A 25,346-nucleotide genomic window follows, 5' to 3' on the forward strand; every position below is an offset into this window, starting at 1 on the left:
TTCTCAACTCACCCCGGCGTGAACATACGCTTTTTCGCTAATTGGCGAAAGGGCGGCGCGTGTGCTATTCGCGCGCAGCGCCTGAACACATCAGCTGCGCGGGCGTGCGTAGTCCGACTCGATCCACGCGGTGGCGCTCGAGGTCGTGAGCCGGAACGCGGGCGACACGTTCACGCTCGCCAGTTCCGAGTCGTCGGCATCGTCGTACGCCGTGAGCGTGGCCGAGGGGTTGTCTTCGTCGGGCACGATCGACAGCGCCACGCGCACGCGTTGGTCGTTGCGCGCGGTCACCGTCACGCTCTTGTTGAGCGTGGCGTGCAGCTGCTGCTCGTGGCGGCGGATCACCTCGGCGGCGGTCTTCACCAGCGTGTGGAAGGCGGCGGTGTCCAGCGGCTTGGGGTTCTTCTTGTCGCGGCCCATGGTCCAGGGGCCGACGAGCGCGGGCTCGGGGTCGCCGTGGCGGGTCATCTCGACGGCCCAGCCGTCGTCTTCCTCGTTCTTGATGATGCGGGCGGTCCAGAGGTCGTCGCGCCAGAGGCGGGGTTCCTGCAGGGGGAGGTGGTCGGGGGAATCGGTCGTCGTCATTCAGGGAGAAGCTTTGGGTCTTGCGCGGGGCATTGTCGCCCGGGGCGCGGGGGCGGCCGCCACGCCAACGTACTGTTGCAAGCCCTCGACCAGCGCATCGAAGGCCACGCGGCAGCGCGGGCTGTGGCGCAGGTCTTCATGCATCGTGACCCAGGTGTCGAGCTTCAGCGAGAGCGCGCGCGGCAGCAGGCGCACCAGCGCGGCGTCGCGTTTCGCCAGGCCCACCTGGCACACGCCGATGCCCGCGCCCGCGCGGATGAGGGCCAGCTGCGCGAGGTCGCTGTCGGTGCGCAGCGCAAAGGCATCGCGCGTGAAACCCGTGACCGACTTGAACGACTTGATCGCCTCGCGCACGAAGGCCGAGGGCTGGTCGTAGCCGATGAGCGCGTGCGCCGCCAGGTCGTCGGGCGTGCGCGGCGTGCCGTGGCGCGCGAGGTAGCTCGTGTGCGCATGGAAGCCCAGCTCGATGTGGCCGATGCGGCGTGCCACCAGCTGCGCCTGCCGGGGCCGCACCATGCGCACGGCGATGTCGGCCTCGCGGCGCAGCAGGTCTTGCACGCGGTTGGTCGACACCAGCTCGACCTTCAGCGCCGGGTGCGCCTCGCGCAGCCGCGCCACGACGGGCGGCAGCACCTCCACCGCGACCACCTCGCTGACCGACACCCGCACCACGCCGCGCACGCCGTCGCCCTGGCTGCTGGCCGCGCGCTGCAGCGAAGCAGCGGTGCTTTCCATGGCCTCGGCGTGCGTGCGCAGCGCCAGTGCCACCTCGGTGGGCAGCAGGCCGACCTGCGAGCGGGTGAAGAGCACCACGCCGAGCGCTTCTTCGAGCGCCGCCACGTGGCGCCCGACGGTGGGTTGCGTGATGCCGAGCGCGCGCGCCGCGCCCGAGAGCGAACCCTCGCGCAGCACGCCGAGGAAGGAGCGGTACAGCTCCCAGCTGATGTTCCAGGTCATACGGAAATGTATGGCCGGTGGTGCATGTTCGGCAATTCCATTCGAACCCCATCCTGCCCAGAATTCGTCCATCGATCACTGTTCAGGAGCATTTCATGGCACGCAACGACAACACGGTTCTGGTGCTCGGCGCCACGGGCGGCATCGGCGGCGAGGTGGCCCGCCAGCTGTGCGATGCGGGCTGGGAGGTGCGCGCCCTGAAGCGCGGCGCGGTCGAAGGAAAGCGCGAGGGCATCACCTGGCTGGCCGGCGACGCGATGGACGCGCAGGCCGTGCGGCGGGCCGCGAAGGGCTGTTCGGTCATCGTGCATGCGGTCAACCCGCCGGGCTACCGCGGCTGGTCGGAGCTGGTGCTGCCGATGCTCGACAGCACCCTGGCCGCCGCGAAGGCCGAGGGCGCGACCGTCGTGCTACCCGGCACGGTCTACAACTTCGGCCCCGATGCCTTCCCGCTGCTGGCCGAAGACTCGCCGCAGCGCCCGCTCACCGCCAAGGGTGCGATCCGCGTCGAGATGGAAAGGCGCCTCGAAGAAGCCAGCCGCGAGGGCGCGCGCGTGCTGATCGTGCGCGCCGGTGACTTCTTCGGCCCGAGGGCCGGCAACAACTGGTTCTCGCAGGGGCTGGTGAAGGCGGGGCAGCCGGTCAGGGCCGTCAGCCGCCCCGGCGACCCCGGTGTCGGCCACCAGTGGTCGTACCTGCCGGACGTGGCCCGCACCATGGTCGAGCTGCTGGCACGGCGCGACCGGCTCGCGCCCTTTGCGCGCTTTCACATGGCCGGCCACTGGGACGCCGACGGCACGCGCATGAGCGACGCTATCCGCAAGGTGGTGGCCCGGCGCACGGGCGCCCAGGTGCGCGTGTCGGCCTTTCCCTGGTGGCTGCTGGCGCTGGCCTCGCCCTTCGTCGTCACTTTTCGCGAACTGCGCGAGATGCGTTACCTGTGGCGCACGCCCGTGGGCATGGACAACGCGAAGCTGGTGGCCTTCCTGGGCCGCGAGCCGCACACGCCCCTCGAAGACGCCGTGGAGGCCGCGCTCGACGGCATGGGCTGCCTGCCCGTGGCGCCGGTGGCCGTCGCGGCCTGAGCGGGCGTCAGAACACCGATAGCCCGGTGCGCGCCACGAACAGCTCCAGCGCCTTCATGCCCAGCAGCGAGTTGCCGGTGGCATCGAGCGCTGGCGACCACACGCACAGCGTGAGCTGGTCGGGCACCACGGCGACGATGCCGCCGCCCACGCCGCTCTTGCAGGGCAGGCCGATCGAAAAGGCCACGTCGCCGGCCGCGTCGTAGGTGCCGCAGGTGAGCATGAGCGAGTTGATGCGGCGCGTCTGCCGCTCGCCCGTGACCTCGGGCTCGCCGGCGATCGGGTGCGCGCCGTCGCGGCACAGGAAGGCGGCGGCGCGCGCGAGCTGGCGGCAGCTCATGCGCAGCGCGCACTGGTGGAAATAGGTGTCGAGCACCTCGGCCACGTCGTTGTCGATCTTGCCGAAGCTCTTCATGAAATTGGCCAGCGCGACGTTGCGAAAGCCCGTGTCGGCCTCCGACTGCGCCACCTCGCCGTCGAAGTCGATGCGCTCGCCGCACAGGCTGGTCATGAGCGCGAGGATGTCGGCCTTGGCGCTGCCGCCCCTGGTCTTGGCCTGGCTCACGAGCCGGTCGGCCACCGCGATGGCGCCGGCATTGATGAAGGGGTTGCGCGGCTTGCCTTGCTCGTTCTCCAGCTGCACCAGCGAGTTGAAGGGGTTGCCCGAGGGCTCGCGCCCGATGCGCTCCCACAGCGCGTCGCCCATGCGCTGCATGGCGAGCGTGAGCGTGAAGAGCTTGGACACGCTTTGAATGGAGAAGGGCGTCTCGAAGTCGCCCGCGCCGGCTTCCTCGCCGTCGCAGGTGCGCAGCGCGATGCCGAACTGCCGCGCATCGACGCGCGCCAGCGCCGGGATGTAGCTGGCCACGGTGCCGCCCCGGCCGAGCTGCAGGCGCAGGGTGGCGACGATCTCGTCGAGGACGGGCTGGAACCGGTGGAGTGTCTTGCTCATGCCGGGCGTTGTACCGCAGGCCGCCGGTTCACCAGCACGATGCCCAGCGCCACGCCGATCAGCGCCACCACCAGCTGCAGCGTGAGCGGCTCCTTCAGCAGCGCCACGCCGAAGATCAGCGCGAACAGCGGCGTGAGAAAGGTGAAGGACGACATCTGCGTGGCCGGGTAGTGCCGCAGCAGCCACATCCAGGTGAGGTAGCTGGCGAAGGCGCCGACCACCGTCTGCAGGCCGATGGAAGTCCAGGCCCAGGCGGAGTACGAGAAGCCCCAGGTCTCGCCCAGCGCGATCGACAGCAGGGGGCACACGGCGGCGGTCACTGCGACTTGGTAGAACAGCGTCTTCTCGGCGCTGGCTGTGGCCAGGCGCGTGGTGCGCAGCGTGAGCGTGGTCAGGCCCCAGAGCATGCCGGCCGCCAACGCCATGCCGTCGCCGATGAGCTGCGACGAGCTCATGTGGCCGAAGCCCTCGCTGAAGGCCAGCACCACGCCCGCGAAGGCGATGAACAGGCCCAGCCACTGGAAGCCGCGCAGCCGCTCGGCCGGCACCCAGCGCGGCAGCAGCAGCGAGACCCAGAACGGGGCCGTGTAGAGGAACACCGTGAGCCGCGAGGCGCTGGTGTGCTGCAGGCCCAGGTAGATGCCGGCGAACTCGCCCGCGAACAGCAGGCCGGCCAGCAGCCCGGGCCACAGCGTGCCGTCGCGCTCGAACAGCGGCACGCGCCGCACCGCGCACCACAGCCACAGCAGCGCCACCGCGCCGACCATGCGCACCGTGGCCTGCCACAGCGGCGGCACCTCGGTCACGGTGGTCTTGATGAGGATCTGCTGCAGGCCCCAGAACGCGCAGCAGACGATGAGCAGGCCGATGGCCAGGGAGTCGAGGTGGGTCTTGCGCTGGATCATTCGCGGTCAGTCGGTGGCGGCACGGGCGGCGGAAGGGCCGCCGAATTCATCCGATGATCGTAGCGCGCCGGCGCGAAAGCCGTGCGCCAGCGCTCAGTGCCCGGCCAGCGGGTAGGGCGGCTTGCCGCGCGTGCCCACCATCAGGTCGGGCACCACGGTCTCGATGTCGGCCACGGTGCGCGCCGCGCGTTCGAGCTTGCGGGCCAGGGCCGCGTCGGGCACGCAGCCCTGCAGGTAGACCCAGCGGCGCTGCACCGTGACCCACACGCTGCTGCGGCGCACGCCGGGCACCGCGAGCAGCGCGGCACGCACCTTCGGCGCGAGCGGCTTGTCGTAGCGGTAGGCGTTGCTGTCGGTGCACTTGCCGGCGAGCCAGCAGCTGGTGCCTCGCTCCAGCCGCGAATGGGTCTGCGCGCGGCGCTCCTCGGCGGTGTAGTAGGGGCCTTGCGGCATGGGGCAGGCCGGCAGGCCCGCGGCGACCTGGAAGAAGGGGTCGTCGAACCAGTTCTGCCGCAGCGGCGATGGCTCAGTGGTGCCCTGCGCCGTGGCGATCCGCGCGGCGAGCAGCAGGACGGCCAGTAGCGCGGGGTGCTTCACAACGGGTGCTCGGTGTAGAAGCGCCCGCCGTGGAACAGCAGCGGCGAGGCGTCGGGGTCGTGCGTGCAGCGCTCCACCTCGCCCACGAAGATCACGTGGTCGCCTTCGTCGTAGCGGCTGCGGTTGAAGCACTCGAAGCTGGCCGCCGCGCCCTGCAACACCGGCGCACCGCCCAGGCCTTCGGTGTAGGCCACGTCGGCCCAGCGGTCGATGTTCTTGGTGGCGAAGCGCTCCGCCAGCGCCTTCTGGTTGGCGGCCAGGATGTTGACCGCGTAGTGCGAGCCGGCGCGCAGTGCCGACATCGACGCCGCCGCGCGCGCCAGGCTCCACAGCACCAGCGGCGGCGCCAGCGACACCGAGTTGAACGAGTTGGCCGTCAAGCCGACCAGGCTGCCGTCGGCCGCGCGCGCGGTGACGATGGTCACGCCGGTGGCGAACATGCCGAGTGCCTTGCGGAATTCGCCGGGCGAGAAGGTGGGGGGCTGGGCCCGGCGGGAGGTGGTCACGGGAGAACGGACGGCAAGGCGGTGAACGGCGGAGAAGGGGCCATTTTGGCTCAGGCTCTGGCGGGCTGCTGAACCGGCCCGAGCAACTCGGTCACCAGCCGGGTATAGACCGTGGCGGCCGCCGAGGGCGTGCGGCCCGCCAGCGTCACCAGGCTGTAGTGGGTGCGCATGCGCGACAGGCCCGCCACGGCCAGCGGCGCGAGCGCGGCGGTCTCGGGCGCGAGGCCGGGCGCGTGGGGCGCGAGGATCACCGCGTGGGCCGTGAGCGCGAGGTGCCGCAGCGTGTCGGCGTCGTCGCAGGTCACGTTGAACACGCCGCGGTCGGTGCGGCGGATCTGCCGGTCGAAATGCGCGGCCACCTCGGCCGGCAGGTTGGGGCCGGCCACCGGGTAGTCCATGAGCTGCTCGAGCGTGACCGGCGCCGGCTGCCTGAGCAGCGGATGCCGGGGCCGCACGAAGAAGGACACCGGCACGTTGGGCAGCCGCGCCAGCTTCAGGCCGGGCTGCTTCTTCAGGTCGCGGGTGTCGGCGATGAACAGGTCGATCTGGCGCCGGTGCAGGCGCTCGCTGAGGGTGGGGGTGTCGGCCACCTCCATGCGCATCAGCAGCTGCGGGTGGCGCTGCGTCATGAGGGACAGCGCCGCGCGCCCCAGCAGGCCGGCCGCGAAGGGGCCCAGGCCGACGTTGAGGCTGCCGAGCGTGAGGCCTTCGAGCTGCTGCACCTCGCGCTGGATCTGCCGCGCGTCGGCGACCAGCTCGCGGGCCCGCGCCAGCACCAGCTCGCCGGCCTGCGTGAAGCGCACGGTGCCGTAGGCGCGGTCGACCAGGCGGGCCTTCAGCGCCTGCTCCAGCGCGTCGATGCTGCGCGAGAGCGCGGGCTGCGACAGGTGCACGGCCTGCGCGGCACGCCCGAAGCTGCCTTGCTCGGCGAGGGCGATCAGGTGCTGGAGGTGGCGCAGCTGCATTTTGCGTTTTGGTTTAAAAGCAAGCGCACATTTTGCATTTGCCAAGGGGTTGGGCGCTTCCGAAAATCGGCCGCTGCCTTCCCGTGCCCCCGTCGTCCGACAGACCCCAACTCCGAGACATCGATGACCCGCATTGCTTCTGTTGCTCCCTTCGCGCCTACCCGTTTCTCCCTGGCCCTCGTCGCCTGGGCCTGCGCCTTCACCGCCACGGCGCAGCCGGTGGTGGCGCCCAAGGCGGCCGAGCCCGTCACGCTGAAGGCCAACGCCGACATGGCGAAGGCGCTGCCGTTTGCCAACAAGCAGGATTTCGAGGACGCGATGCGTGGCTTCATCGGCACCGTGCCCGACGCGCTGGTGACCGGCAGCGGCCCGCGCCCGGTCTGGAACATGAAGCCCTACGACTTCCTGAAGGCGAACGAGGCGGCCGACACGGTCAACCCGAGCCTGTGGCGGCAGGCGCAGCTCAATGCGATCCACGGGCTGTTCAAGGTGACCGACCGCGTCTACCAGGTGCGCGGCTTCGACCTGGCGAACGTCACCATCGTCGAAGGCGACACCTCGCTGATCGTGATCGACCCGCTGCTGGCCGCCGAGACCGCGCGCGCCGCGCTCGAGCTGTACTACCAGCACCGCCCGAAGAAGCCGGTCGGCACGGTGATCTACACGCACGGCCATGCCGACCACTTCGGCGGCGTGAAGGGCGTGGTCAGCGAGGCCGACGTGGCCGCGGGCAAGGTGCAGGTGATCGCGCCCTCGGGCTTCATGGAATCGGCGGTGGCCGAGAACATCCTGGCGGGCAACGCGATGAACCGCCGCTCGCAGTACCAGTTCGGCACACTGCTGCCGCCGGGCGCGCGCGGGCAGGTCGACACGGGCCTGGGCAAGGCGCTGGCGCGCGGCAGCGTGACGCTGATCGCGCCCACCTCGACCGTCGAGAAGACCACCGAGGAGCGCACCATCGACGGCGTGCAGATCGTGTTCCAGCTGGTGCCGGGCTCGGAGGCGCCGTCCGAGATGCTCATGTACCTGCCGCAGTTCCGCGTGCTCAACATGGCCGAGGACGTGACGCACAACATGCACAACCTGTACACGATCCGCGGCGCCGAGGTGCGCGACGGTAACCTGTGGGCCAAATACATCGACGAGGCCCGCGTGGCCTTCGGCGACAAGGCCGACGTGCTCATCGCGCAGCACCACTGGCCCACCACGGGGCGCGAACGCATCGTCGACCTGCTGAAGAAGCAGCGCGACATGTACAAGTTCATCAACGACCAGTCGCTGCGCCTGCTGAACCACGGCTACACGGCGTCCGAGATCGCCGAGACGCTGCGCATGCCCGCGAGCCTGGAGCAGGAGTGGTCCACGCGCGGCTACTACGGCACGCTGCGCCACAACGCGAAGGCGGTCTACCAGAAGTACCTGGGCTGGTACGACGCCAACCCGGCCAACCTGAACCCGCTGCCGCCGGTGGCGCAGGCGAAGAAGACGGTCGAGTACATGGGCGGCGCCGACGCGGTGGTGGCGCGCGCCCGCGAAGACTTCAAGAAGGGCGAGTACCGCTGGGTGGCCAGCGCGATGAGCCAGGTGGTGTACGCCGACCCGGCGAACCGCGCGGCACGCGAACTCGGCGCCGACGCGCTCGAACAGCTGGGCTACCAGTCGGAGGCCGGCACCTGGCGCAGCGCCTACCTGGTGGGCGCAATGGAACTGCGCAACGGCGTGCCGAAGATCCCGGGCGGCAGCAGCGCGAACGGCGACACGCTGAAGGCGGTGAGCAACGAGCTCTTCTTCGACTTCCTCGGCGTACGGCTCGACGCGGCCAAGGCCGAGGGCAAGACGATGGTGGTCAACTGGAACTTCACCGATTCGAACCAGAAGTTCGTGCTGACGCTGGAGAACTCGGCGCTCACGCACGTGAAGAACCAGCAGGCGGCGGGTGCGGATGCCACGGTCACATTGAGCCGGGCAACGCTCGACGCGATCACCCTGAAGCAGACGACCTTTCCGGAAGCGGTGCAGTCGGGGCTCGTGAAGATCGACGGCAACCGGGCGAAGCTGGGCGAGCTGTTCGGGATGCTCGACAACTTCGACCTGATGTTTCCGGTGGTCGAGCCCCGCAAGTAAGCGGGCTCAGCCGAAGAACCAGTAGCAGACAGCGATCGCAGCCACCACCCCTGCCAGCTCCGCCAGCAAGGCACAGGCCACGGTGTGCCGGGCGCGCTGGATGCCCACCGCGCCGAAGTACACCGCCAGCACGTAGAACGTGGTCTCGGTGCTGCCCTGGATGGTGGCGGCCACCAGCGCGGGGAAGCTGTCGACGCCCTGGGTCTTCATGGTCTCGATGAGCATCGCGCGCGCCGCGCTGCCCGAGAAGGGTTTGACGAGCGCCGTGGGCATGGCGTCGACGAAGCGCGCGTCCCAGCCGCCCGCCTGCACCAGCCAGCGCAGGCCGTCGAGCGCGAAGTCGAGCGCGCCCGAGGCGCGCAGCACGCCCACCGCGCACAGCATCGCGACGAGGTAGGGCAGCAGGTGCTTCGCGATGTCGAAGCCTTCCTTCGCGCCTTCGACAAAGGCCTCGTAGACCTTGACGCGCCGGATCGCGCCGGCCGCCAGGAACACGATGATCACGCCGAACAGCGTGAGGTTGCCCAGCAGCGACGACAGCGAGGCGATGGCCGCCGCCGACAGCGTGCCCAAAAGCGCCATGAAGCCGCCCAGCAGCAGCGCGCCCGGCACCAGGTAGGCCAGCACCACCGGGTCCCACAGCCGCAGGCGCTGCACCACAGCCACCGACAGCAGGCCCACCAGCGTCGAGGCGCTCGTGGCCAGCAGGATCGGCAGGAACACCAGCGTCGGGTCGCTGGCGCCCTGCTGCGCCCGGTACATGAAGATGGTGACGGGAAGCAAGGTCAGTGACGAGGCGTTGAGCACCAGGAACAGGATCTGTGCGTTGGTGGCCGTCACGGGGTCGGGGTTCAGGCGCTGCAGTTCGCGCATGGCCTTCAGGCCGATCGGCGTGGCGGCGTTGTCCAGCCCCAGCGCGTTGGCCGCGAAGTTCATCGTGATGAGCCCCAGCGCCGGGTGCCCCGCCGGCACGCCCGGCATCAGCCGCCGGAACAGCGGCCCGAGCAGGCGCGCCAGCCAGCCGACGAGGCCGGCGGTTTCGGCGATGCGCAGGAAGCCCAGCCACAGCGTGAGCGTGCCGAACAGCAGCACCATCACCTCGACGGCCAGCCGCGCCATCGCGAACAGGCTTTCGACCAGTGCCGCGAACACGGTCGGGTCGCCGCCGACGAGCCACCGTCCCAGCGCTGCGAGCGCCGCCATCCCGAAGAACCCCAGCCACAACCCATTGAGCACGCGTTTTTTCCTTCTTTTCGTTGGCTGCCGTGTGTGCCGTTGATCATAGGGCGGCATGCCGCCCCGGTCGGGCTCTGCGGCGCTACAGTGCGACCCATGGCCGCCGCCCTGTTCCGCCTTCGTCGCTTCGTCGCCCTGGTGTCGAGCGGGCTGGCCCTCGCCTGGCTCGCGGGCTGCGCCAGCCTGCCGCCGCCGCAGCCGCACCCGGTGCTCACGAACGCGATCACCGACGTGGCCGACACCGACCTGGGCCGGCTGGCCGCCAAGGATGCGCCGCAGGGCAGCGCGGCGGTGCCGCTGTCGGGCTTCCGGCTGCTGCCCGAGGCGGCATTTGCGTTCGACGCGCGCATCTCGCTGGCGCGGCACGCCGAGAAGTCGCTCGACGTGCAGTACTACCTGATCAGCAACGACGACGTCGGCCTGCTGTTCCTCAAGGAACTGCGCGAGGCCGCCGCGCGCGGCGTGCGCGTGCGGCTGCTGGTGGACGACCTGTACACGGCAGGCGAGGACGAGGTGTTCAGCAGCCTTTCGGCGTTCCCGAACATCGAGGTGCGGCTGTTCAACCCGCTGCCTTCGCGCGCCGGCTCGCTGGCCGCGCGGCTGCTGTTCTCGCTGGGCGACTTCGGGCGCATCAACCACCGCATGCACAACAAGCTGCTGGTGGCCGACAACAGCTTCGCGGTCTCGGGCGGGCGCAACATCGCCAACGAGTACTTCATGCGCAGCACGGCGGCGAACTTCATCGACATGGACGTGCTCTCCAGCGGGCCGATCGTGCGGCGCATGTCCGAGGGCTTCGACCGCTACTGGAACAGCGAGCACGCCTGGCCCATCGAACGCATCGCACCGCGGCGCGTGCCGGTGGAAGAAGCCCAGCGGCGCTTCGACACCTTGGCGCGCGCGGCCGTGCCCGACGTGCCCATGCGCCAGCGCGACATCCTGAACAAGTCGCCGCTCGGCGAGCAGCTCACCACCGGTCGCATCGACCGCTACTGGGCCCCGGCCACGCTGTTCGTGGATGACCCCGACAAGATCACGCGCAAGGCCGAGGCGGCCTACGGCGGCAGCGTGACCGAGGGCGCGCTCGGCGTGATCCAGGCGGCGAAGCACGAAGTGAAGATCGGCTCGCCGTACTTCATTCCGGGCGCGCGCGGCATGGCGATGATGAAGGCGACCATCGAGCGCGGCGGCCGCATCACGGTGGTCACCAACTCGCTGGGCGCCACCGACGAGCCGCTGGCCTACGCGGGCTACGAGCGCTACCGCGCCGACATGCTGAAGATCGGCGTCACCATCTACGAGATCGCGCCCACGCTCACCGGGCGTTCGGGGCGCTTCGGCGACTTCGGCAAGTCCATCAGCCGGCTGCACGCCAAGCTGGCCATCGTGGACGACGAGCGCTTCTTCGTCGGCTCGATGAACCTCGACCACCGCTCGGCCGCCGTCAACACCGAGATGGGCCTGGTGATCGACAGCCCGCGGCTGGTGCAGGACTACGACAAGCTCATGAACGGCGAGCGCGTCAACCTGGGCTACCGGCTGCGGCTCGCGCCGGGCGGGCGGCGTGTGCAGTGGCTCGAATACGACGACGCCGGCGGCGACATCGTGCACGAGGACGAACCGGGGGAATTCCTCTGGCTGCGCTTCAAGAACTGGTTGCTTTTACCCATCGTGGGCGAGGAGCTGCTCTAGGGTTTGTCATGACCGATCCAGTGAGGTGCGTTACATTTCTGTTTGAAATGTGAACTTTTGTCACCGACTATTGGAGGCTTTGATCATGACCGTCCCCGTGCCGCGCGAGTCGACCGCGCCGCTTTCCACCAGCCGCCGCCGCGCTCTTTCCGGGCTGGCCGCCACGACGGCCGCCGCGGCCGGCGTCGGGCTGGGATTTCCGGCGTTCGCGCAGAACCGTGCGATCCGCATCGGGACGACCTTCGACAACAGCAGCGTCGAAAAGGCCAACGGCCAGGGGCTGTACCAGGGCTCCAGCGCGTTCTTCAACGCGCTGAACAAGGCCGGCGGCATCCACGGCAGCAAGGTCGAGCTCGTGATGGCCGACGACACCTTCAAGCCCGAGGTGGCCAAGGCCAACGCGCTGGCTTTCGAAAAGGACAGCTCGGTGCTCGCGCTGGTGCACCCGCTGGGCACGCGCCAGACCGCCGAGGTGATGGATGCGGTGCCCGGCATGGCCGTGGTCGGCCCGATCACCGGCACCATCGCGCTGCGCAAGAAGACCTCGCCCAACACCTTCTGGGTGCGCGCCAACTACGACCAGGAGGTCGACAAGCTGGTGAGCACGGCCGCCGTGCTGGGCCAGACCCGCATCGGCCTCGTGCATTCGAACGACCCGCTGGGCCAGTCGGTGCTGGCGGCGTTCAAGAACGCGCTGGCCAAGGCCAAGCTGGAGCCGGCGGTGATCGCCACCACGCCCAACACCACGAGCATGGAAGTGGGCCCGGCCGCCGAGGCCATCGCCAAGGCCAAGCCGCAGGTGGTGGTGGTCGGCCTGGCCGGCACGGCGCCGGTGTTTTTGAAGGCGCTGCGCGGCGCGGGCAACAGCAGCTCGGCCTACGGGCTGTCGATCACGGCCAGCGCGCTGTCGGCCATGGGCGACCTGGCGCGCGGCCTGGGCTTCGTGATCGTGGTGCCGTCGCCGTACTCGACCAAGTTCGAGATCGTGCGCCGCTACCAGGCCGACATGGTGGCCAACGGCACCAAGGACTTCTCGCTCACCAGCCTGGAGGGCTACATGAACGCCGCCGTGCTGGCCGAGGGCCTGCGCCGCGCCGGCCCCGCGCCGACGCGCGCCGCCGTGCTCGGCGGCATGGCGAGCATCGAGAACTTCGACCTGGGCGGCGTGAAGATCAACTACGGCCGCTCCAACCGCGAAGGCGGCCAGTTCGTGGACGTGGCCGTGATCGGCAGCCGCGGGCAGATGCTGAGCTGATGCGGTCGAGGCGTACCGCGCGCTGCGGCGCACGGTAGCGCCTGCCAGTACGCCGGCGCACGCGCGGCCCTGTGGCGGGCCGGCGTGCTTACAGTGCGGCCATGACCCTCGAACTCATCCTGGGCCTCGGCCTGCTGGCCCTGGTGCTGCTGGACCTGGCCCTGTTCTTCCTCGTGCGCTGGGCCGTGCTGCGCGAGCACCTCGGTCCGCTGGCGGCCAGCCTCGTCTACGGCCTGTGCCTGGCCGCGCTGCCGTACTTCGTGTGGTGGGGCCTGGGCACCCACGTGCTGTTCGGCAAGGACACGACCTTCCTGGCGCCCGTGGTGGACGTCGGCCTGGCCTTCATCCTGTACACCTGCGTGTGGCTGTCGTGGGGCGTGAGCCTGATCGCCGGGGGGCTGGCGTCGTGGCGTTTCTTCGTGCGGGCCCGGCGGATCGGCCTGGCCTGACGGCTCAGCCGGCTGGCGCCTCGGCGATGCCGACGCCCAGCAAGCCTTCGAGCAGCTCCTTGTCGGCCGCCAGCGCCGCGCTCGGGCCGGCGTGCACGACGGTGCCGCGCTCCAGCACGATCGCCTGGTGCGTCATGTCCAGGGCCAGCACCGGATGCTGCTCCACCACGATCGAGGCCAGGCCTTCCGATTCGCACAGGCGCCGGATCGCCGCCGCCAGCTCTTCCACGATGATCGGCGCGAGGCCTTCCATCGGCTCATCGAGCAGCAGCAGCTTCGGGTTGGTCATGAGCGCGCGGCCGATGGCCAGCATCTGCTGCTCGCCGCCCGAGAGCTGGTTGCCGTAGTTGCCGCGCCGCTCGCGCAGGCGCGGAAAGAACTCGTAGACGCGTTGCAAGGTCCAGCTGCCGGGACGGGCGATCACCGTGAGGTTTTCTTCCACCGTGAGCGAGGGGAACACCTCGCGCTCCTGCGGCACCCAGCCCAGCCCGGCGCGCACGCGCTGGTGCGCGGGCCAGCGCGTGATGTCGGCGCCCTGCCAGCGGATCGCACCCTGCATCACGCGGGTGTTGCCCATCAGTGTTTCGAGCAGCGTGGTCTTGCCCACGCCGTTGCGCCCGAGGATGGCCAAGCTTTCGCCGGGCCGCAGCGAGAAGTCGAGACGATCGAGGACCACGGCGTTGCCGTAGCCGGCGGTGACGCGGTCGAAGGCCAGTGCGGCGGATTCAGCCATGGTGGTGCGAGCTTCCCAGGTAGACCTCGCGCACGCGCGGGTCGGCGCCGATCTCGGCGGGCGTGCCTTCGGTGAGGATGCGTCCGCCCACCAGCACCGAGATGCGGCGCGCAAAGCGGAACACGAGCTTCATGTCGTGTTCGATGAAGAGCACGCTGATGTCGGCCGGCAGCGCCGCGATGGCTTCGAAGAGTTCGCCGCTCTCGTCCTCCGGCACGCCGGCCGCGGGCTCGTCGAGCAGCAGGATGCGGGGCTTGGCGGCGAGCGCCAGCGCGATCTCGAGCAGCCGCTGCTTGCCGTAGGCCAGCTCGGCCACGGGCACGTCGGCCAGCGCGTCGAGCTTCAGCGTGGCCAGCAGCGCATGCGCCTCGTCGAACACGGCGGTGCAGCCCTTGAGCGGCCGCCACCAGGTGGCGCCCAGGCCTTCGCGCTCGCAGATGGCCAGCACCACCGACAGCAGCGGCGTGAGGCTGGGAAACAGCGTGTTGATCTGGAAGGTGCGCGCCAGCCCCATGCGGGCGCGCTTGTCGCCGGGCAGGCGCGTGATGTCGCGCTCGCCCAGGCGGATCGATCCGCTGGTGGGCTTGAACACGCCCGTGAGCAGGTTGATGAGCGTGGTCTTGCCGGCGCCGTTGGGGCCGATCAGCGCCTGCCGCGCACCGGGCTCGAGCGACAGGTTGACGTCGCTCACGGCCTGGAAGGCGCCGAAGCGGATGCCCAGGTTCTGCGTGCGCAGGGCGTGCGTGGTGGTGGTCGAGCTCATCGCGTCTTCCCCGTGCGCACCACGCGCGAGAGCGCGCCCATGATCCCGCCGCGCCCGAGCATGACGGCCGCGATCAGGAAAATGCCGAGCCAGAACATCCAGTACTGCGGGTTCATGTCGGCGAACCAGTCGTGCACCAGCATGTAGACGATGGCGCCGATGAGGCCGCCGTACAGCCGCCCGGTGCCGCCGAGCACGAGGATGATCAGCACTTCGGCCGAACGGTTGAAGCTGATCGACTCGATGCCCACGAACTGCGTGGTCTGCGCCAGCAGCGCGCCCGCCACGCCGGCCACGGCGGCCGACATCGCGTAGGCCATGCGCAGGCGCGCTTCCACCGGCGAGCCGATGGCCGTCATGCGCTTGCGGCTGTCGTGGATGCCGCGCAGCGCCAGGCCGAAGGGCGAGCGCAGCACCAGCCGCACGAGCAGGAACATCGCAAGCACCACGCCGAAGGCATAGCCGAACGCGGTCTTGCCGTAGAGGTCGAAGTCGAACAGGCCGAGCACGGGCGCGATCACCACGCCCTGCAGGCCGTCGGTGCCGCCCGTGATGCCCGAGAGCCGGTTGGCCAGCTCGAACAGCAGCACGCACACGCCGATGGTGATCATCAGCCGCGTGAGGTCGGCGCCGCGCACCACGAGGTAGCTCAGCACGTAGCCCAGCAGGCCGCACACGGCGAGCGCGAACGCCAGGCCGGTGAAGGGCTCGCTCCAGCCGTACTTGGCGAGCAGGCCGGCCGCATAGGCGCCCGCGCCGAAGAAGGCCGCGTGGCCCACGGTGAGGATGCCCGCGTAGCCCAGCGCCATGTCCAGCGACACGGCGAAGAGCCCGAAGATCATGATCTGGCTCATCAGCGTGAGCTTGTCGGGCAACAGGAAGAAGCTCGAGGCGAGCGCGAGCCAGAAGGCGATTTCGGCCACGCGCAGTTGCGCAGGGGAGAGGCTCAGCGGCTTCATGCGAGCCCCTTCTTGGCGACGATGCCGTTCGGGCGCACCAGCAGCATGACGATCATGAACACGTAGATGAGAAAGGCGCCCGTTTCAGGCAGGTAGTACTTGCCCGCCACGTCGACGATGCCGACCAGCAGCGCCGCGATGAACGGGCCGGTGACGGTGCCCGCACCGCCCACGCACACCACCATCAAAAAGTAGACGAGGTACTTGAGCGGGAACGACGGCTCCAGCCCCAGCATGCCCAGGCTCAGCGCGCCGCCCAGGCCCGCCAGGCCGCAGCCCAGCGAGAAGGTCAGGAAGAACAGGCGCTGCACGTGGATGCCCGTGCCGCCCGCCACGCGCTGGTTGTCGACCGCGGCGCGCACCATCGCGCCGTAGCGCGTCTTGCCCAAACCCAGCAGCAGCGCGACCAGCACGGCCACGCCGCAGCCGATCAGGAACAGGCGGTAGCGGCCCACTTCGAGGCCCAGCAACGACACCTGGCCCTCGAGCGCCTTGGGCAGCGTGAAGGGCTGCATCGTCGGGCCGAAGAAGTAGGTGAACGCGGCGATCGAGACGAACACCACGCCGATCGACAGCAGCACCTGGTCCAGCGGGTGCGCGCGGTACAGCCGCCGGTAGAACACGAACTCCAGCACCGCGCCCACCACGGCCGCCGCCACGAAGGCCGCCGCCAGCGAGAGCCCGAAGCCCAGGCCCCACTGGTTCATGAGCACGCTGGCCGCGTAGCCGCCCACCATCGCGAAACTGCCGTGCGCGAGGTTGACGAAATTCATGAGTCCCATCGTGATGGACAGGCCCACGCCGATGAGAAACAGGAGCATGCCGTAGGCCACTCCATCGAAGATCACGATGCCCATGAATTTCCTGCTTGCTGCTGCGTGCTGGCTGGCGTTGGCTTACTTGGCGGCGGCGGCTTCCTTGGCCGGGTCCTTGACGCGCTCGAACTTGTCGAACTCCACGTTCACCAGCTGGCCGTTGGCGCGCTCGGTCTTGCGGATGTAGACGGTCTGCACGATGTCGCGCGTGGCCGCATCGATCTCGATCGGGCCGCGCGGGCTCTCGAAGCTCAGGCCCTTGAGCGCGTCCATGAACTTGTCGCCGGCGGTGTCGCCCTTGGTCTTGGCCAGCGCCAGGTCGATGGCGGCCATGGTGTCGTAGGCGGTCACGGCGAAGTAGCTGGGACGCAGCTTGGCGCCGTTGTCGGCGGCGAAGTCCTTCACGAACTTCTGGTTCTTCGGCGAGTTGTGCGCGAACGAGTAGTGGTGGCTGGTGACCAGGCCCAGCGCCACGTCGCCGGTGGCGTCCAGGTAGCTGTCGTCGGTGGCTTCGCCGGTGGCGAAGAGCTTGATGCCGGCCTGCTCCATGCCGCGCTCCTTCCACACCTTGAGGAAGGCCGGCGGCATCACGCCCGAGGGGAAGAAGAAGAACACGGCCTGGGGCTTGGCGTCCTTGATGCGCTGCACGTAGGCCGAGAAGTCGGGGTTGTTCATCGGCGTGCGCACCTCGCCCGAGACCTTGCCGCCGCCGGCGGTGAAGGCCTTCTTGAACGCGGTCTCGGCATCGACACCCGAGGCGTAGTCGGCGACCACGGTGTAGGCGTCCTTCACGCCCTGCTTGAGCATGTAGCGCGCCATCGGGTCGGTGACCTGTTGCACGGTGAACGACAGGCGCGCCACGTAGGGCGAGCTGGTGGTGATGGCCGAGGAGGCAGCGTTCATCACCAGCGTGGGGATCTTGGCCTGCGTGGCGATGGCGCCCACGGCGTACGCGTTGGGGCTGAAGTCCAGGCCGGTGAGCACGTTCACCTTGTCGCGCACGATGAGTTCCTGCGCGATGCGCTTGGCGGCGTCGGGTGCGGGGCCGGCGGTGTCCTTCTTGATGATCTCGACGGTACGACCGCCCACCTTGCCGCCGTGCTCCTTCAGGTACAGCGCGATGCCGGCGTCGAACTGGCGGCCGTAGTCGGCGTAGGGGCCGGAGTAGGTCGCGATGAGGCCGATGCGCAGCGGCTCGGTGGTCTGTGCCTGGGCCGCACCCGCCATGCCGAGGCCGGCGAGCAGCAGGGTCGAGAGGAGGGTTCGCTTGGTCATCGTCGTCGTCATGAAAAAACGCCTTTCAGTGGGAGTGGAATGCGCCGCGCGGGCGCCGCTGGCTTGTAACCGGATGTTTGGCAGCGGGCGATGATGCCCGACACGTTGGTCAGACCTGTGTATCGGGCACACGCACCGTGAGGCCATCGAGGGCGGCGCTCACGCTGAGCTGGCAACTCAGGCGCGAACCGGGCCGGCGCTCGGACGCGACGGCATCGAGCAGCGCGCTTTCCATGTCGTCGGGCGGCGGCAGCAGTTCGAGGAACGCGTCGTCGACGTAGACGTGGCAGGTCGCGCACGAGCAGCAGCCGCCGCACTCGGCGTCGATGCCGCGCACGTTGCCGCGGATGGCGGTCTCCATCACGCTGGCGCCGACCTTGGCGTCGACCTCGCGCGTGGTGCCGTCCTTGAGGATGTAGTGGATCGTGGGCATTGAAGGGTTCAGAACATGTCGAAGTACTCGCGGTGTTCCCACTCCGAGACTTCGAGGTTGAAGCGGGCGATCTCCGCTTCCTTGATGTGGCACAGGTAGTCGACGAAGGTCTTGCCCATCTGCGTGTTGAGCATCTCGTCGCGGCGCAGGCAGGCGAGGGCGTCGCCGAGCGATCGCGGCAGTTGCTCCGCCGGCGTTTCGTACGGCGCATCGGCCGAGGGGCCGGGGTCGGTCTGGTGGCGGATGCCGTCCAGCCCCGAGAACAGCTGCGACGCGAGGTACAGGTACGGGTTGGCCGTCGGCTCGCCCACGCGGTTCTCGATGCGCGAGGCGTTCTGGCCCGGGCCGCCGAGCACGCGCAGCATCGCGCCGCGGTTGTCGCGGGCCCAGATCGCGCGGTCGGGCGCGAGCGAGAAGGGGCGGTAGCGGCGGTAGCCGTTGATCGTCGGGCTGGCCAGTGCCGCGGCGCCGCAGGCGTGCGCCTTCAGGCCGCCGAGGTAGTGCATGCCGATCTCGCTGAGGTCGCGTTCGCCGGGCTCGGGCATGAAGGCGTTCACGCCGTCGCTCTTGCGGCGCAGCGACTGGTGCAGGTGCCAGCCGCTGGACATCACGTTGGGGATCTTCGGGCGGCACATGAAGGTCGCGTGCAGCCCGGCGCGCTGGCAGATCTGCTTGATGGCGCTGCGCAGCAGCACCATGGTGTCGGCGGGCGTCACGCCGGCCGTGGGGCCGAAGGTGAGCTCGAACTGGCTCGGGCCGAACTCGATCTCCAGCGAGCGCAGCGGCAGGCCGAGCGCCACGAGCTGCGAGCGCAGCAGCTCCATGAGGCCGTCGACGCGGTCGTAGCGCAGCTCGGTCAGGTACTGGTGGCCGTGCGAGAGCAGCGACACGCGCGGCGGCTCGCCGGGCTGGCCCGAGTCGGGCAGGCCCATGCGCGCGTCTTCGAGCTTGAAGACGTGGAACTCGACCTCGAGGCCGGCGATGAAGTCCAGCCCGAGTTCGTCGAGCTGCGTCACCGCGCGCTGCAGGATCTGCCGCGTCGCGAAGGGGCAGGGCCGGCCGTCGGCCATGTAGGCGTCGCACAGGATCCAGCCGGTGCGCGGCGCCCAGGGCAGCACCTTGAAGGTGGCGGGGTCGGCCACGATGGTGAAGTCGGCGCCGCCCTGCAGGCCCTCGATGGCGAAGCCGCCGCCCTGCGTGAACACGGGGAACACGGTCTTGTGCGAGGTGTCCTTGGCCAGCAGGGTGGAGGTGAGGTTCACGCCCTCCCACAGGGCCGAGCGCGCCTCGCTCGCGACCAGGGTCTTGCCGCGCAGCAGGCCGTGCTGGTCGGGCCAGGCGAAGCGGACGGTGTCCACCTCGCCGCTGTCGATGCGGCGCACGAGTTCGCGCGCCTGCGCATGCTGGTCGGCCGACCAGAGACCGAAGCGATCGACGAAGGTGTTGGTGCTGCTCATGGCGGCGTGCTCAGGCCGTGGCGGCCAGGCGTGCGGACGCCCAGTCGGACTTCAGGCGGCGCGCGCGGTCGGCGTCCTGCCAGTAGGCCTCGGTGGCGGCTTCGTCGACCACCTTGCCGATGCCGTCGATCGACGGCGGGCCGGTCATGGCGCTGGCCTGTGCGGCGTCGATGAGCATCGGCGCGGTTTCGCCGGCGAGCGTGGCCTCGATGGCCTTCACCAGCACGCGGCGGTAGGCAATGATCCCCTTGTCGGTGCTGCCCAGGTGTTCGCGCGTGCGGTCCTGGATGGCGCCTTGCGACTCCACCGCCCACTGGTCGTGCACGTTGATGTCGTCGCCCATGCCGGTGTAGGTCTCGGTCAGCTGTTCCTCGATGCTGTAGCCGTAGTTGTTGCGCTTGTTCTTGCGCGAGGTGTAGTCGGGCAGCTCGTACAGCTTCAGGCGCTGGTCGCGCATCTGCTCTTTGTCGACCGGGCCGGTGAAGCTGGTGAACACGGCATACCAGTAGCAGTGCGTGTCGTCCACGGGCACGTGCCATTGCGAGATGGTCATCTCGGCGCTCATCGGGATCACGAAGGCCTGCGGGAACACCACGTTGGTCACGCGCACGTGGGTGGTGTCTTCGGAGAGCTTGCGCAGCGCCTTCAGGCGGAAGCCGTAGTCGGTGGGTTCCACGCTGATGTCGGGGCGGTCGTACTCGCGCAGCACCTTGGTGATGGGCATGTCGGAGTCGGCCGAAGCGCCGCGGAACTGCTTGCCGTAGCTTTCCGATGTGTCCTCGTCCTCGAAGAAGCGGTGCAGGTACGAGGCGTGCGCGGGGTCGATGCCCACCTCGAGCGCCTGCAGCCAGTTGCATTCGAAGAGGCCCTTGAACGCGAAGGTGTGGCTGTCGGGGGCGACGAAGCAGTCGAAGTCGGGGAAGGCCGGGGGCTCGCCCTCGCCGATGTACGCGAAGACGATGCCGGCCTTCTCGACCACTGGATAGGCCGACTGCTTGATGCGGCTGCACAGCTTGCTGGTGGCGGGCTCGGCGGGCGTCTCCAGGCAGTTGCCCTTGGCGTCGAACAGCCAGCCGTGGAAGGCGCAGCGGATGCCGCCGTTTTCCAGCCGGCCGAAGGCCAGGTCGGCACCGCGGTGCGGGCAGTCGCGGTCGAGCATGCCGAGCTGGCCGCTCTCGTCGCGGAACAGCACGAAGTCCTGGCCCATGAGCTTCACGGGCTTGACCGGGCGCGGGCCCGCCAGTTCGTCGGCCAGGGCCACCGGCTGCCAGTAGCGGCGCAGCAGCTTGCCGGCGGGTGCGCCGGGTCCGACGCGGGTGATGAAATCGTTTTGCTCGGCGCTGATCATCGTGCGGGCTCCATCGAGAGGTCTTTGTCAGAAGGTCTGCAGGCATTGCATGCAGTTGTATGCATTGTCTTGGTGATTTTTGACAAAGGTCAAACTTTCATCGGCCGATTCGCCCTGTTTTGGGGCTTGAGATGGCCATATATAGGGTTAACTCTGAGGAGATTGTGTGTTTTTGACACACTTCTGTTTGCAGTGCATGCAACAATCGCGCCCGTTTGGCTATGCTGCGTGCAGTGGCGGGCGGGTCTCCTAGAATCCGCCCATTCATCCCTCTCCTTGTTGCCCTGGCGCCTCCCGATGGACTCCCAACAATCCCGCGTGCTCGTGCAACTGCGCGACTTGATCCTCAAGGGCGAATTCGTGCCCGGAGAGCGGCTGGCCGAGATCCCGCTGGCCGAGAAGCTCGGGGCCTCGCGCACGCCGGTGCGCCTGGCGCTGGCCAGCCTCGAGCACGAAGGGCTCATCGAGCAGTCGCCCAGCGGCGGCTACCAGATGCGCCGCTTCACCTCGCAGGAAGTGGCCGACGCCATCCGCGTGCGCGGCGTGATCGAGGGCTTTGCCGCCCGCCTGCTGGCGGAAGACGGCGTGTCGCGCCAGCTGCTGCGCGACCTGAAGGACTGCCTGGAAGACGGCGACCGCGCCGTCAACAAGCCCAGCATGGAGATCGACGACTACGCGGCGTACGTCGAGATGAACGACCGCTTCCACCGGCTGATCCTCGAAGGCTGCGGCAACCTGGCGCTCAAGCGCGTGATGGACATGCTCGGCGGCCAGCCCTTCGCCGCGCCCAGCGCGATGCTGCCCATGCAGTCGTCGATGGAGGAGGGCCAGCAGTGGATGCGCCAGGCCCACCGCACGCACCACGCGATGGTGCAGGCCATCGAGCGCGGCCAGGGCTCGCGTGCGCAGGCGCTCGGCGAGGAGCATGTCGAGATCGCGCGCATGAACCTCGACTACGCGCTGGAGCGGCCCGAACTCGCGGCCGAGCTCATGCCGGGCATCCGGCTCGTGGCCAAGGGGCGCACCGCCTGAGCGGTGAAGCGGCCGGTCAGCGGATCTCGATCAGCAGCTGGGGCTGGTAGCCCTCTTGCTCGCCGTTGCTGCGGTAGCCCAGCGGGTTGGCGACCACGCGGCAACCGTCCTTCACATAGTCGAACGGGCAATGCAGGTGGCCGTGCAGCCACAGCTGCGCATGGGGCAACAGTTCGTCGAGCGAATTGCAGAAGCCCGCGGTGCCGGGCGTGAGCCCGTAGCGGGGATCGGCGCTCGCCAGGCTGGGCGCGAAATGGGTGATGGCCACCGTCCTGCCGTCGTAGGGCTGGGCCAGCGCGTCGCGCAACCAGGCCTGGCAGGTGAGCGCTTGCTCTCTCATTTCGGCAGCCATGAAGGGCTTGCCGTCGCGGGTGCCGGCCATTTTCTCGAGGTAGAAATCGGCCGCGCGCATCGCCTTGCCGCGCTTCTTGAGCGCCTCGGCGAGGCCGTCGCGGGGTTCGACCAGCGCGTCGAAATCGGCCCACAGCGTGGTGCCGATGAAGCGGATGCCTTCGATGACCAGCGTCTCGCGCTCCAGCCAGAGGATGCCGAGCTCGTCGCACAGCGCCCGCAGGCGCGCATGCGTCGCGTCGAAGTCGAGGTTGTCGTACTCGTGGTTGCCCGGCACGTAGACCACCGGCGTCGGCCAGCCCTTGCGCGGCGAGAAGCGGCCCAGGCCGAAGTCGGTGTCCGCCAGGCGGGAGCCTTCCTGGTAGGAGCCGATGTCGCCCCCGAGCACCAGCAGGTCGGCGCCCGGGATGGGGTCGGCATGAAAGTTGGGGTGGGATTCCAGGTGGAGGTCGGAGAGCAGTTGCAGCTTCATCGTCGGGTCAGTCTAGGTGAATCGCACTATGCGTGAGATGCATAACCTGGGGCTTGCTTTACTAGGGATTACCCTTAATCTACATCCATCGTTAATCAACCCCGTCGCAGCCACAAGCCGCGCACCGTCATGTTCAGTCTTCTTGCCCAAGTGGCCCGTTTCTTCCGTTCGTCGCCGAGCCAGACCCCCGCCAGCCACGCTGCCGCGCTGATGGAAAGCGCCGACAGCCGTGCCGGTCGCGGTGCGCACCACGCGCAGGAGCTGCGTGCGGCGGCTTCCGCCTGGCTCAGCGTCGTCAGGTAATTCGCTGACGCGCGCCGCCCCGTGCGGCGCACCGGGATCCAAGGGCAGGTCACGCCTGCCCGTGGACCGAGCCCGCGAACGCCGCGGCCGCCGAGCGCAACAGCGCCGTGCGCAGCCACTCGTGCGAATGCCCATGTTGGGCGCGCCGGTGCCAGATGGCATCCACGTGCACCGGCGGCTGGTCGAAGGGCAGGTCCCGCACCACCAGCTGATTCTCGATGCCCGTCACGCTCACGAAGTGACGCGGCAGCACCGCCAGCAGGTCCGAATTCGCGACCACGCGCCCGGCGGTGAAGAACTGGTTCACCGTCACCGCGATCCGCCGCTCGCGCCCCATGGCGCCCAGCGTCTGGTCGATGAAGCCGTACGGCCGCCCCGAAAAACTCACCAGCAGGTGCCGCGCCGTGCAGTAGCTGTCGAGCGTCAGCGGGGCGCTGGCCAGCGGATGGCCGCGTCGCATCACACAGACATACTGGCCCAGGTAGAGCCGCTGAGTCTCGAACGGCACCCCCACCCCCGATTGCCCGCGCGCCGCCAGGCTCGCGATCACGGCCGGAAAGTAGCCGATCGCCATGTCGACTTCTTCGTGCTCCAGCATGCGGCGCGGGTCGCGCGTGGTCAGCGGCAGCACGCGCAGCGAGATGGCCGGGGCTTCTTCTTCCGCAATCTTCACCAGCCCCGGCATGAGTTCGGCGGCCGTGGCGTCGGCCATGGCCAGCAGGAAGGTCGTGTCGGCGGTGCCGGCATCGAACTCGCCGGGCGCCAGTGTGTGCTGCAGCTGGCGCAAGGCGTCGCGCACCGTCGGCCAGAGGGCTTGCGCGCGCGGCGTGGGTTCCACGCCCGCACCGGAACGCCGCACCAGCTCGTCGCCCAGCAATTCGCGCAGGCGGCGCAGCGAGTTGCTTACGGCCGGCTGGGTGATCGCGAGGTTGCGGGCGGCGCGCGTGAGGTTGCGCTCTGCCATCACCTCGTCGAAGACGCGCAGCAGGTTGAGGTCGAATGTGCGGAAATTGACGTCCATCAGTGATATGAATGATAAACATCAGAAAGATAAAGTGGCGGAACACTGGGGTAATCCCTAATATCAGGGCATCGGCCTTGTTCGCCACCACTGATTACCACTTATCCCCAGGAGGGATGCATCATGACCAGCTTTGTCCACGTTGACCAACCCACCGAACATCCCGGCGTCCGTCGCGCCGAAGTTCTCTTCGGCCAGATCCAGGCCGCCCGTGCCGGCGCCCATGGCGCCCGTCCGCTGATCGCACTGTTCGTGCTGGCCCTCGCGGCCGCCGTGCTCGTGGTCGCCGACAAGATCGTCTCCAGCTGGGACGAAGGCGCACTGCTCGCCGCATGGACCGTGTTCTGCGTTGCCGCCATCGCCTTGTTCGCGCTCTTCGTCGGCTCGGTCCGCAAGAGCAGCCTGGCCACCCTGTGGCGCGAAGCTGCTGAGCGCCGTGCACAAGCGCGTGCAGACGCCCGCTTCCTGGCGACCGCCCAGAGCGACCCGCGCATCATGCAAGAGCTGCAGGCCGCGGTGTGGCGCCAGCAGTCGGACGACGTCGTGTCGGTCGAAGCCGTCGCCAAGGTCGACGCACTGGCTCGCATGAACCGTCGTTCGCAAGAAGTGCGCATGCCCACGCTGTACGAAGCGATGCGCCGCATGAACAGCTCGCGCTATTACTAAACAAGGCTGAACCGGGCGCCGAGCGGCCGGCTGTAGTTGAGTTGGTTCAAAGGCCCGTCGGACGTATGTCCGACGGGCCTTTTTCATTGGGGGCTGAGCCGATGCAGGTTGGTGAATGTCTCTGCTGTCATGGGGGCGCTGCGGGAGTTGCTCGATGGCGCCCTGGTTGGGGGAGCGTACGCCTCTATATATAAGGGGGCGGATGGAGTCGCTCCTGGGGAGCGCCGTGAGATCAAGCGGTGCCTGAAGACGCGGCAAGCTGTGGAGCGGTCTCACTGCAAGATTCTTTTCATCTCGTGTTGGCTTCGGCACCCAAAATGACATACACTGGCAGGCTTCGCTGCTGAATACCTCTGGTGTTTGAAGCGACTGGTGCCCTCAGGGGCGCTGGTTGTGGGTGGTGAAGAAAG

At 68.9% G+C, this 25,346-nt stretch carries 26 protein-coding genes; 8 read left to right on the forward strand and 18 right to left on the reverse strand.

The features are described 5' to 3' along the window. Positions 1 to 90: 90 nt before the first annotated feature. Both AC07Y4_RS23040 and AC07Y4_RS23045 read right to left on the reverse strand, forming a co-directional pair. The gene (locus AC07Y4_RS23040) at positions 91 to 585 is read right to left on the reverse strand and encodes a hypothetical protein (RefSeq protein ID WP_487850438.1); all 495 of its coding nucleotides are present in this window, start codon (positions 583 to 585) and stop codon (positions 91 to 93) included. Further along, the gene (locus AC07Y4_RS23045) at positions 586 to 1,542 is read right to left on the reverse strand and encodes a LysR family transcriptional regulator (protein ID WP_487850439.1); all 957 of its coding nucleotides are present in this window, start codon (positions 1,540 to 1,542) and stop codon (positions 586 to 588) included. It abuts the gene before it with no gap. A gap of 95 nt (positions 1,543 to 1,637) precedes the next feature. On the opposite strand from AC07Y4_RS23045, the gene AC07Y4_RS23050 reads away from it, so the two are divergent. Beyond that, positions 1,638 to 2,627, forward strand: coding sequence for an NAD-dependent epimerase/dehydratase family protein (locus tag AC07Y4_RS23050; protein WP_487850440.1), 990 nt, complete (start codon positions 1,638 to 1,640; stop codon positions 2,625 to 2,627). Between the two features lie 7 nt (positions 2,628 to 2,634). Here AC07Y4_RS23050 and AC07Y4_RS23055 read toward each other — a convergent pair whose 3' ends face one another. The 5 genes from AC07Y4_RS23055 to AC07Y4_RS23075 form a co-directional block, all read right to left on the reverse strand. Continuing rightward, positions 2,635 to 3,579: a glutaminase gene (locus tag AC07Y4_RS23055; protein WP_487850441.1), complete on the reverse strand. Its 945-nt coding sequence runs from the start codon at positions 3,577 to 3,579 to the stop codon at positions 2,635 to 2,637. Further along, the gene (locus tag AC07Y4_RS23060) at positions 3,576 to 4,484 is read right to left on the reverse strand and encodes a DMT family transporter (protein ID WP_487850442.1); all 909 of its coding nucleotides are present in this window, start codon (positions 4,482 to 4,484) and stop codon (positions 3,576 to 3,578) included. Before AC07Y4_RS23060 ends, AC07Y4_RS23055 begins: the two co-directional genes overlap by 4 nt. Positions 4,485 to 4,577: 93 nt before the next feature. Then, complete coding sequence (locus tag AC07Y4_RS23065) at positions 4,578 to 5,081, reverse strand: BON domain-containing protein (protein ID WP_487850443.1); 504 nt, start codon at positions 5,079 to 5,081, stop codon at positions 4,578 to 4,580. After that, positions 5,078 to 5,587 (reverse strand): flavin reductase family protein, encoded by a 510-nt coding sequence (locus AC07Y4_RS23070; RefSeq protein ID WP_390347454.1) that lies wholly within the window; start codon positions 5,585 to 5,587, stop codon positions 5,078 to 5,080. Before AC07Y4_RS23070 ends, AC07Y4_RS23065 begins: the two co-directional genes overlap by 4 nt. 50 nt (positions 5,588 to 5,637) lie before the next feature. Beyond that, the gene (locus AC07Y4_RS23075) at positions 5,638 to 6,552 is read right to left on the reverse strand and encodes a LysR family transcriptional regulator (RefSeq protein WP_487850444.1); all 915 of its coding nucleotides are present in this window, start codon (positions 6,550 to 6,552) and stop codon (positions 5,638 to 5,640) included. A 123-nt stretch (positions 6,553 to 6,675) separates the two neighbouring features. On the opposite strand from AC07Y4_RS23075, the gene AC07Y4_RS23080 reads away from it, so the two are divergent. Further along, positions 6,676 to 8,676 carry an alkyl/aryl-sulfatase gene (locus tag AC07Y4_RS23080; protein ID WP_487850445.1) on the forward strand — a complete coding sequence of 667 codons (2,001 nt, stop codon included), beginning with the start codon at positions 6,676 to 6,678 and terminating at the stop codon, positions 8,674 to 8,676. Positions 8,677 to 8,682: 6 nt separating this feature from the next. Here AC07Y4_RS23080 and AC07Y4_RS23085 read toward each other — a convergent pair whose 3' ends face one another. Beyond that, the gene (locus AC07Y4_RS23085; protein ID WP_062470462.1) at positions 8,683 to 9,912 is read right to left on the reverse strand and encodes a nucleoside recognition domain-containing protein; all 1,230 of its coding nucleotides are present in this window, start codon (positions 9,910 to 9,912) and stop codon (positions 8,683 to 8,685) included. A 96-nt stretch (positions 9,913 to 10,008) separates the two neighbouring features. Here AC07Y4_RS23085 and AC07Y4_RS23090 point away from each other — a divergent pair, with 96 nt between their 5' ends. From AC07Y4_RS23090 to AC07Y4_RS23100, 3 genes are all read left to right on the forward strand, one after another. After that, entirely contained in the window at positions 10,009 to 11,604 is a 1,596-nt protein-coding gene (locus AC07Y4_RS23090; protein WP_487850446.1) for a phospholipase D family protein, read from the forward strand. An 85-nt stretch (positions 11,605 to 11,689) separates the two neighbouring features. Further along, entirely contained in the window at positions 11,690 to 12,859 is a 1,170-nt protein-coding gene (locus tag AC07Y4_RS23095; protein WP_070061347.1) for an ABC transporter substrate-binding protein, read from the forward strand. Between the two features lie 101 nt (positions 12,860 to 12,960). Beyond that, positions 12,961 to 13,308: a hypothetical protein gene (locus AC07Y4_RS23100; protein ID WP_487850447.1), complete on the forward strand. Its 348-nt coding sequence runs from the start codon at positions 12,961 to 12,963 to the stop codon at positions 13,306 to 13,308. A gap of 4 nt (positions 13,309 to 13,312) precedes the next feature. Here the strand turns inward: AC07Y4_RS23100 and AC07Y4_RS23105 are convergent, their stop codons facing one another. The 8 genes from AC07Y4_RS23105 to AC07Y4_RS23140 all read right to left on the reverse strand — a co-directional run bounded on the left by AC07Y4_RS23105 (position 13,313) and on the right by AC07Y4_RS23140 (position 21,091). Next, the gene (locus tag AC07Y4_RS23105) at positions 13,313 to 14,041 is read right to left on the reverse strand and encodes an ABC transporter ATP-binding protein (RefSeq protein WP_487850448.1); all 729 of its coding nucleotides are present in this window, start codon (positions 14,039 to 14,041) and stop codon (positions 13,313 to 13,315) included. After that, complete coding sequence (locus AC07Y4_RS23110; protein ID WP_487850449.1) at positions 14,034 to 14,804, reverse strand: ABC transporter ATP-binding protein; 771 nt, start codon at positions 14,802 to 14,804, stop codon at positions 14,034 to 14,036. Before AC07Y4_RS23110 ends, AC07Y4_RS23105 begins: the two co-directional genes overlap by 8 nt. Beyond that, positions 14,801 to 15,763 carry a branched-chain amino acid ABC transporter permease gene (locus AC07Y4_RS23115; protein ID WP_062470475.1) on the reverse strand — a complete coding sequence of 321 codons (963 nt, stop codon included), beginning with the start codon at positions 15,761 to 15,763 and terminating at the stop codon, positions 14,801 to 14,803. The genes AC07Y4_RS23110 and AC07Y4_RS23115 overlap by 4 nt, the downstream gene beginning before the upstream one ends. Next, positions 15,760 to 16,620 (reverse strand): branched-chain amino acid ABC transporter permease, encoded by an 861-nt coding sequence (locus AC07Y4_RS23120; protein ID WP_062470478.1) that lies wholly within the window; start codon positions 16,618 to 16,620, stop codon positions 15,760 to 15,762. The genes AC07Y4_RS23115 and AC07Y4_RS23120 overlap by 4 nt, the downstream gene beginning before the upstream one ends. Positions 16,621 to 16,659: 39 nt before the next feature. Beyond that, positions 16,660 to 17,865: an ABC transporter substrate-binding protein gene (locus AC07Y4_RS23125; RefSeq protein ID WP_487850450.1), complete on the reverse strand. Its 1,206-nt coding sequence runs from the start codon at positions 17,863 to 17,865 to the stop codon at positions 16,660 to 16,662. Positions 17,866 to 17,962: 97 nt separating this feature from the next. Continuing rightward, positions 17,963 to 18,286 carry a 2Fe-2S iron-sulfur cluster-binding protein gene (locus AC07Y4_RS23130; protein WP_062470484.1) on the reverse strand — a complete coding sequence of 108 codons (324 nt, stop codon included), beginning with the start codon at positions 18,284 to 18,286 and terminating at the stop codon, positions 17,963 to 17,965. A gap of 8 nt (positions 18,287 to 18,294) precedes the next feature. After that, positions 18,295 to 19,743, reverse strand: coding sequence for a glutamine synthetase family protein (locus AC07Y4_RS23135; protein ID WP_487850451.1), 1,449 nt, complete (start codon positions 19,741 to 19,743; stop codon positions 18,295 to 18,297). Positions 19,744 to 19,753: 10 nt separating this feature from the next. Next, positions 19,754 to 21,091 carry an aromatic ring-hydroxylating dioxygenase subunit alpha gene (locus AC07Y4_RS23140; protein WP_487850452.1) on the reverse strand — a complete coding sequence of 446 codons (1,338 nt, stop codon included), beginning with the start codon at positions 21,089 to 21,091 and terminating at the stop codon, positions 19,754 to 19,756. A gap of 297 nt (positions 21,092 to 21,388) precedes the next feature. Between AC07Y4_RS23140 and AC07Y4_RS23145 the strand changes: the two genes are divergently transcribed. Further along, positions 21,389 to 22,123, forward strand: coding sequence for a GntR family transcriptional regulator (locus AC07Y4_RS23145; protein WP_062470492.1), 735 nt, complete (start codon positions 21,389 to 21,391; stop codon positions 22,121 to 22,123). Positions 22,124 to 22,139: 16 nt separating this feature from the next. Here the strand turns inward: AC07Y4_RS23145 and AC07Y4_RS23150 are convergent, their stop codons facing one another. Then, complete coding sequence (locus tag AC07Y4_RS23150; protein ID WP_487850453.1) at positions 22,140 to 22,946, reverse strand: metallophosphoesterase; 807 nt, start codon at positions 22,944 to 22,946, stop codon at positions 22,140 to 22,142. Between the two features lie 129 nt (positions 22,947 to 23,075). On the opposite strand from AC07Y4_RS23150, the gene AC07Y4_RS23155 reads away from it, so the two are divergent. Next, positions 23,076 to 23,249, forward strand: a complete 174-nt coding sequence (locus AC07Y4_RS23155; RefSeq protein ID WP_167394953.1) for a hypothetical protein — start codon at positions 23,076 to 23,078, stop codon at positions 23,247 to 23,249. A gap of 49 nt (positions 23,250 to 23,298) precedes the next feature. Here AC07Y4_RS23155 and AC07Y4_RS23160 read toward each other — a convergent pair whose 3' ends face one another. Beyond that, a complete protein-coding gene (locus AC07Y4_RS23160; RefSeq protein WP_062470498.1) occupies positions 23,299 to 24,270 on the reverse strand; it encodes a LysR family transcriptional regulator in 972 nt (323 codons plus the stop codon). Positions 24,271 to 24,393: 123 nt separating this feature from the next. Between AC07Y4_RS23160 and AC07Y4_RS23165 the strand changes: the two genes are divergently transcribed. Further along, complete coding sequence (locus tag AC07Y4_RS23165; RefSeq protein ID WP_487850454.1) at positions 24,394 to 24,936, forward strand: hypothetical protein; 543 nt, start codon at positions 24,394 to 24,396, stop codon at positions 24,934 to 24,936. The last annotated feature ends 410 nt before the right edge of the window (positions 24,937 to 25,346 follow it).

The organism is Variovorax sp. GW460-12-1-14-LB1 (assembly GCF_059423605.1).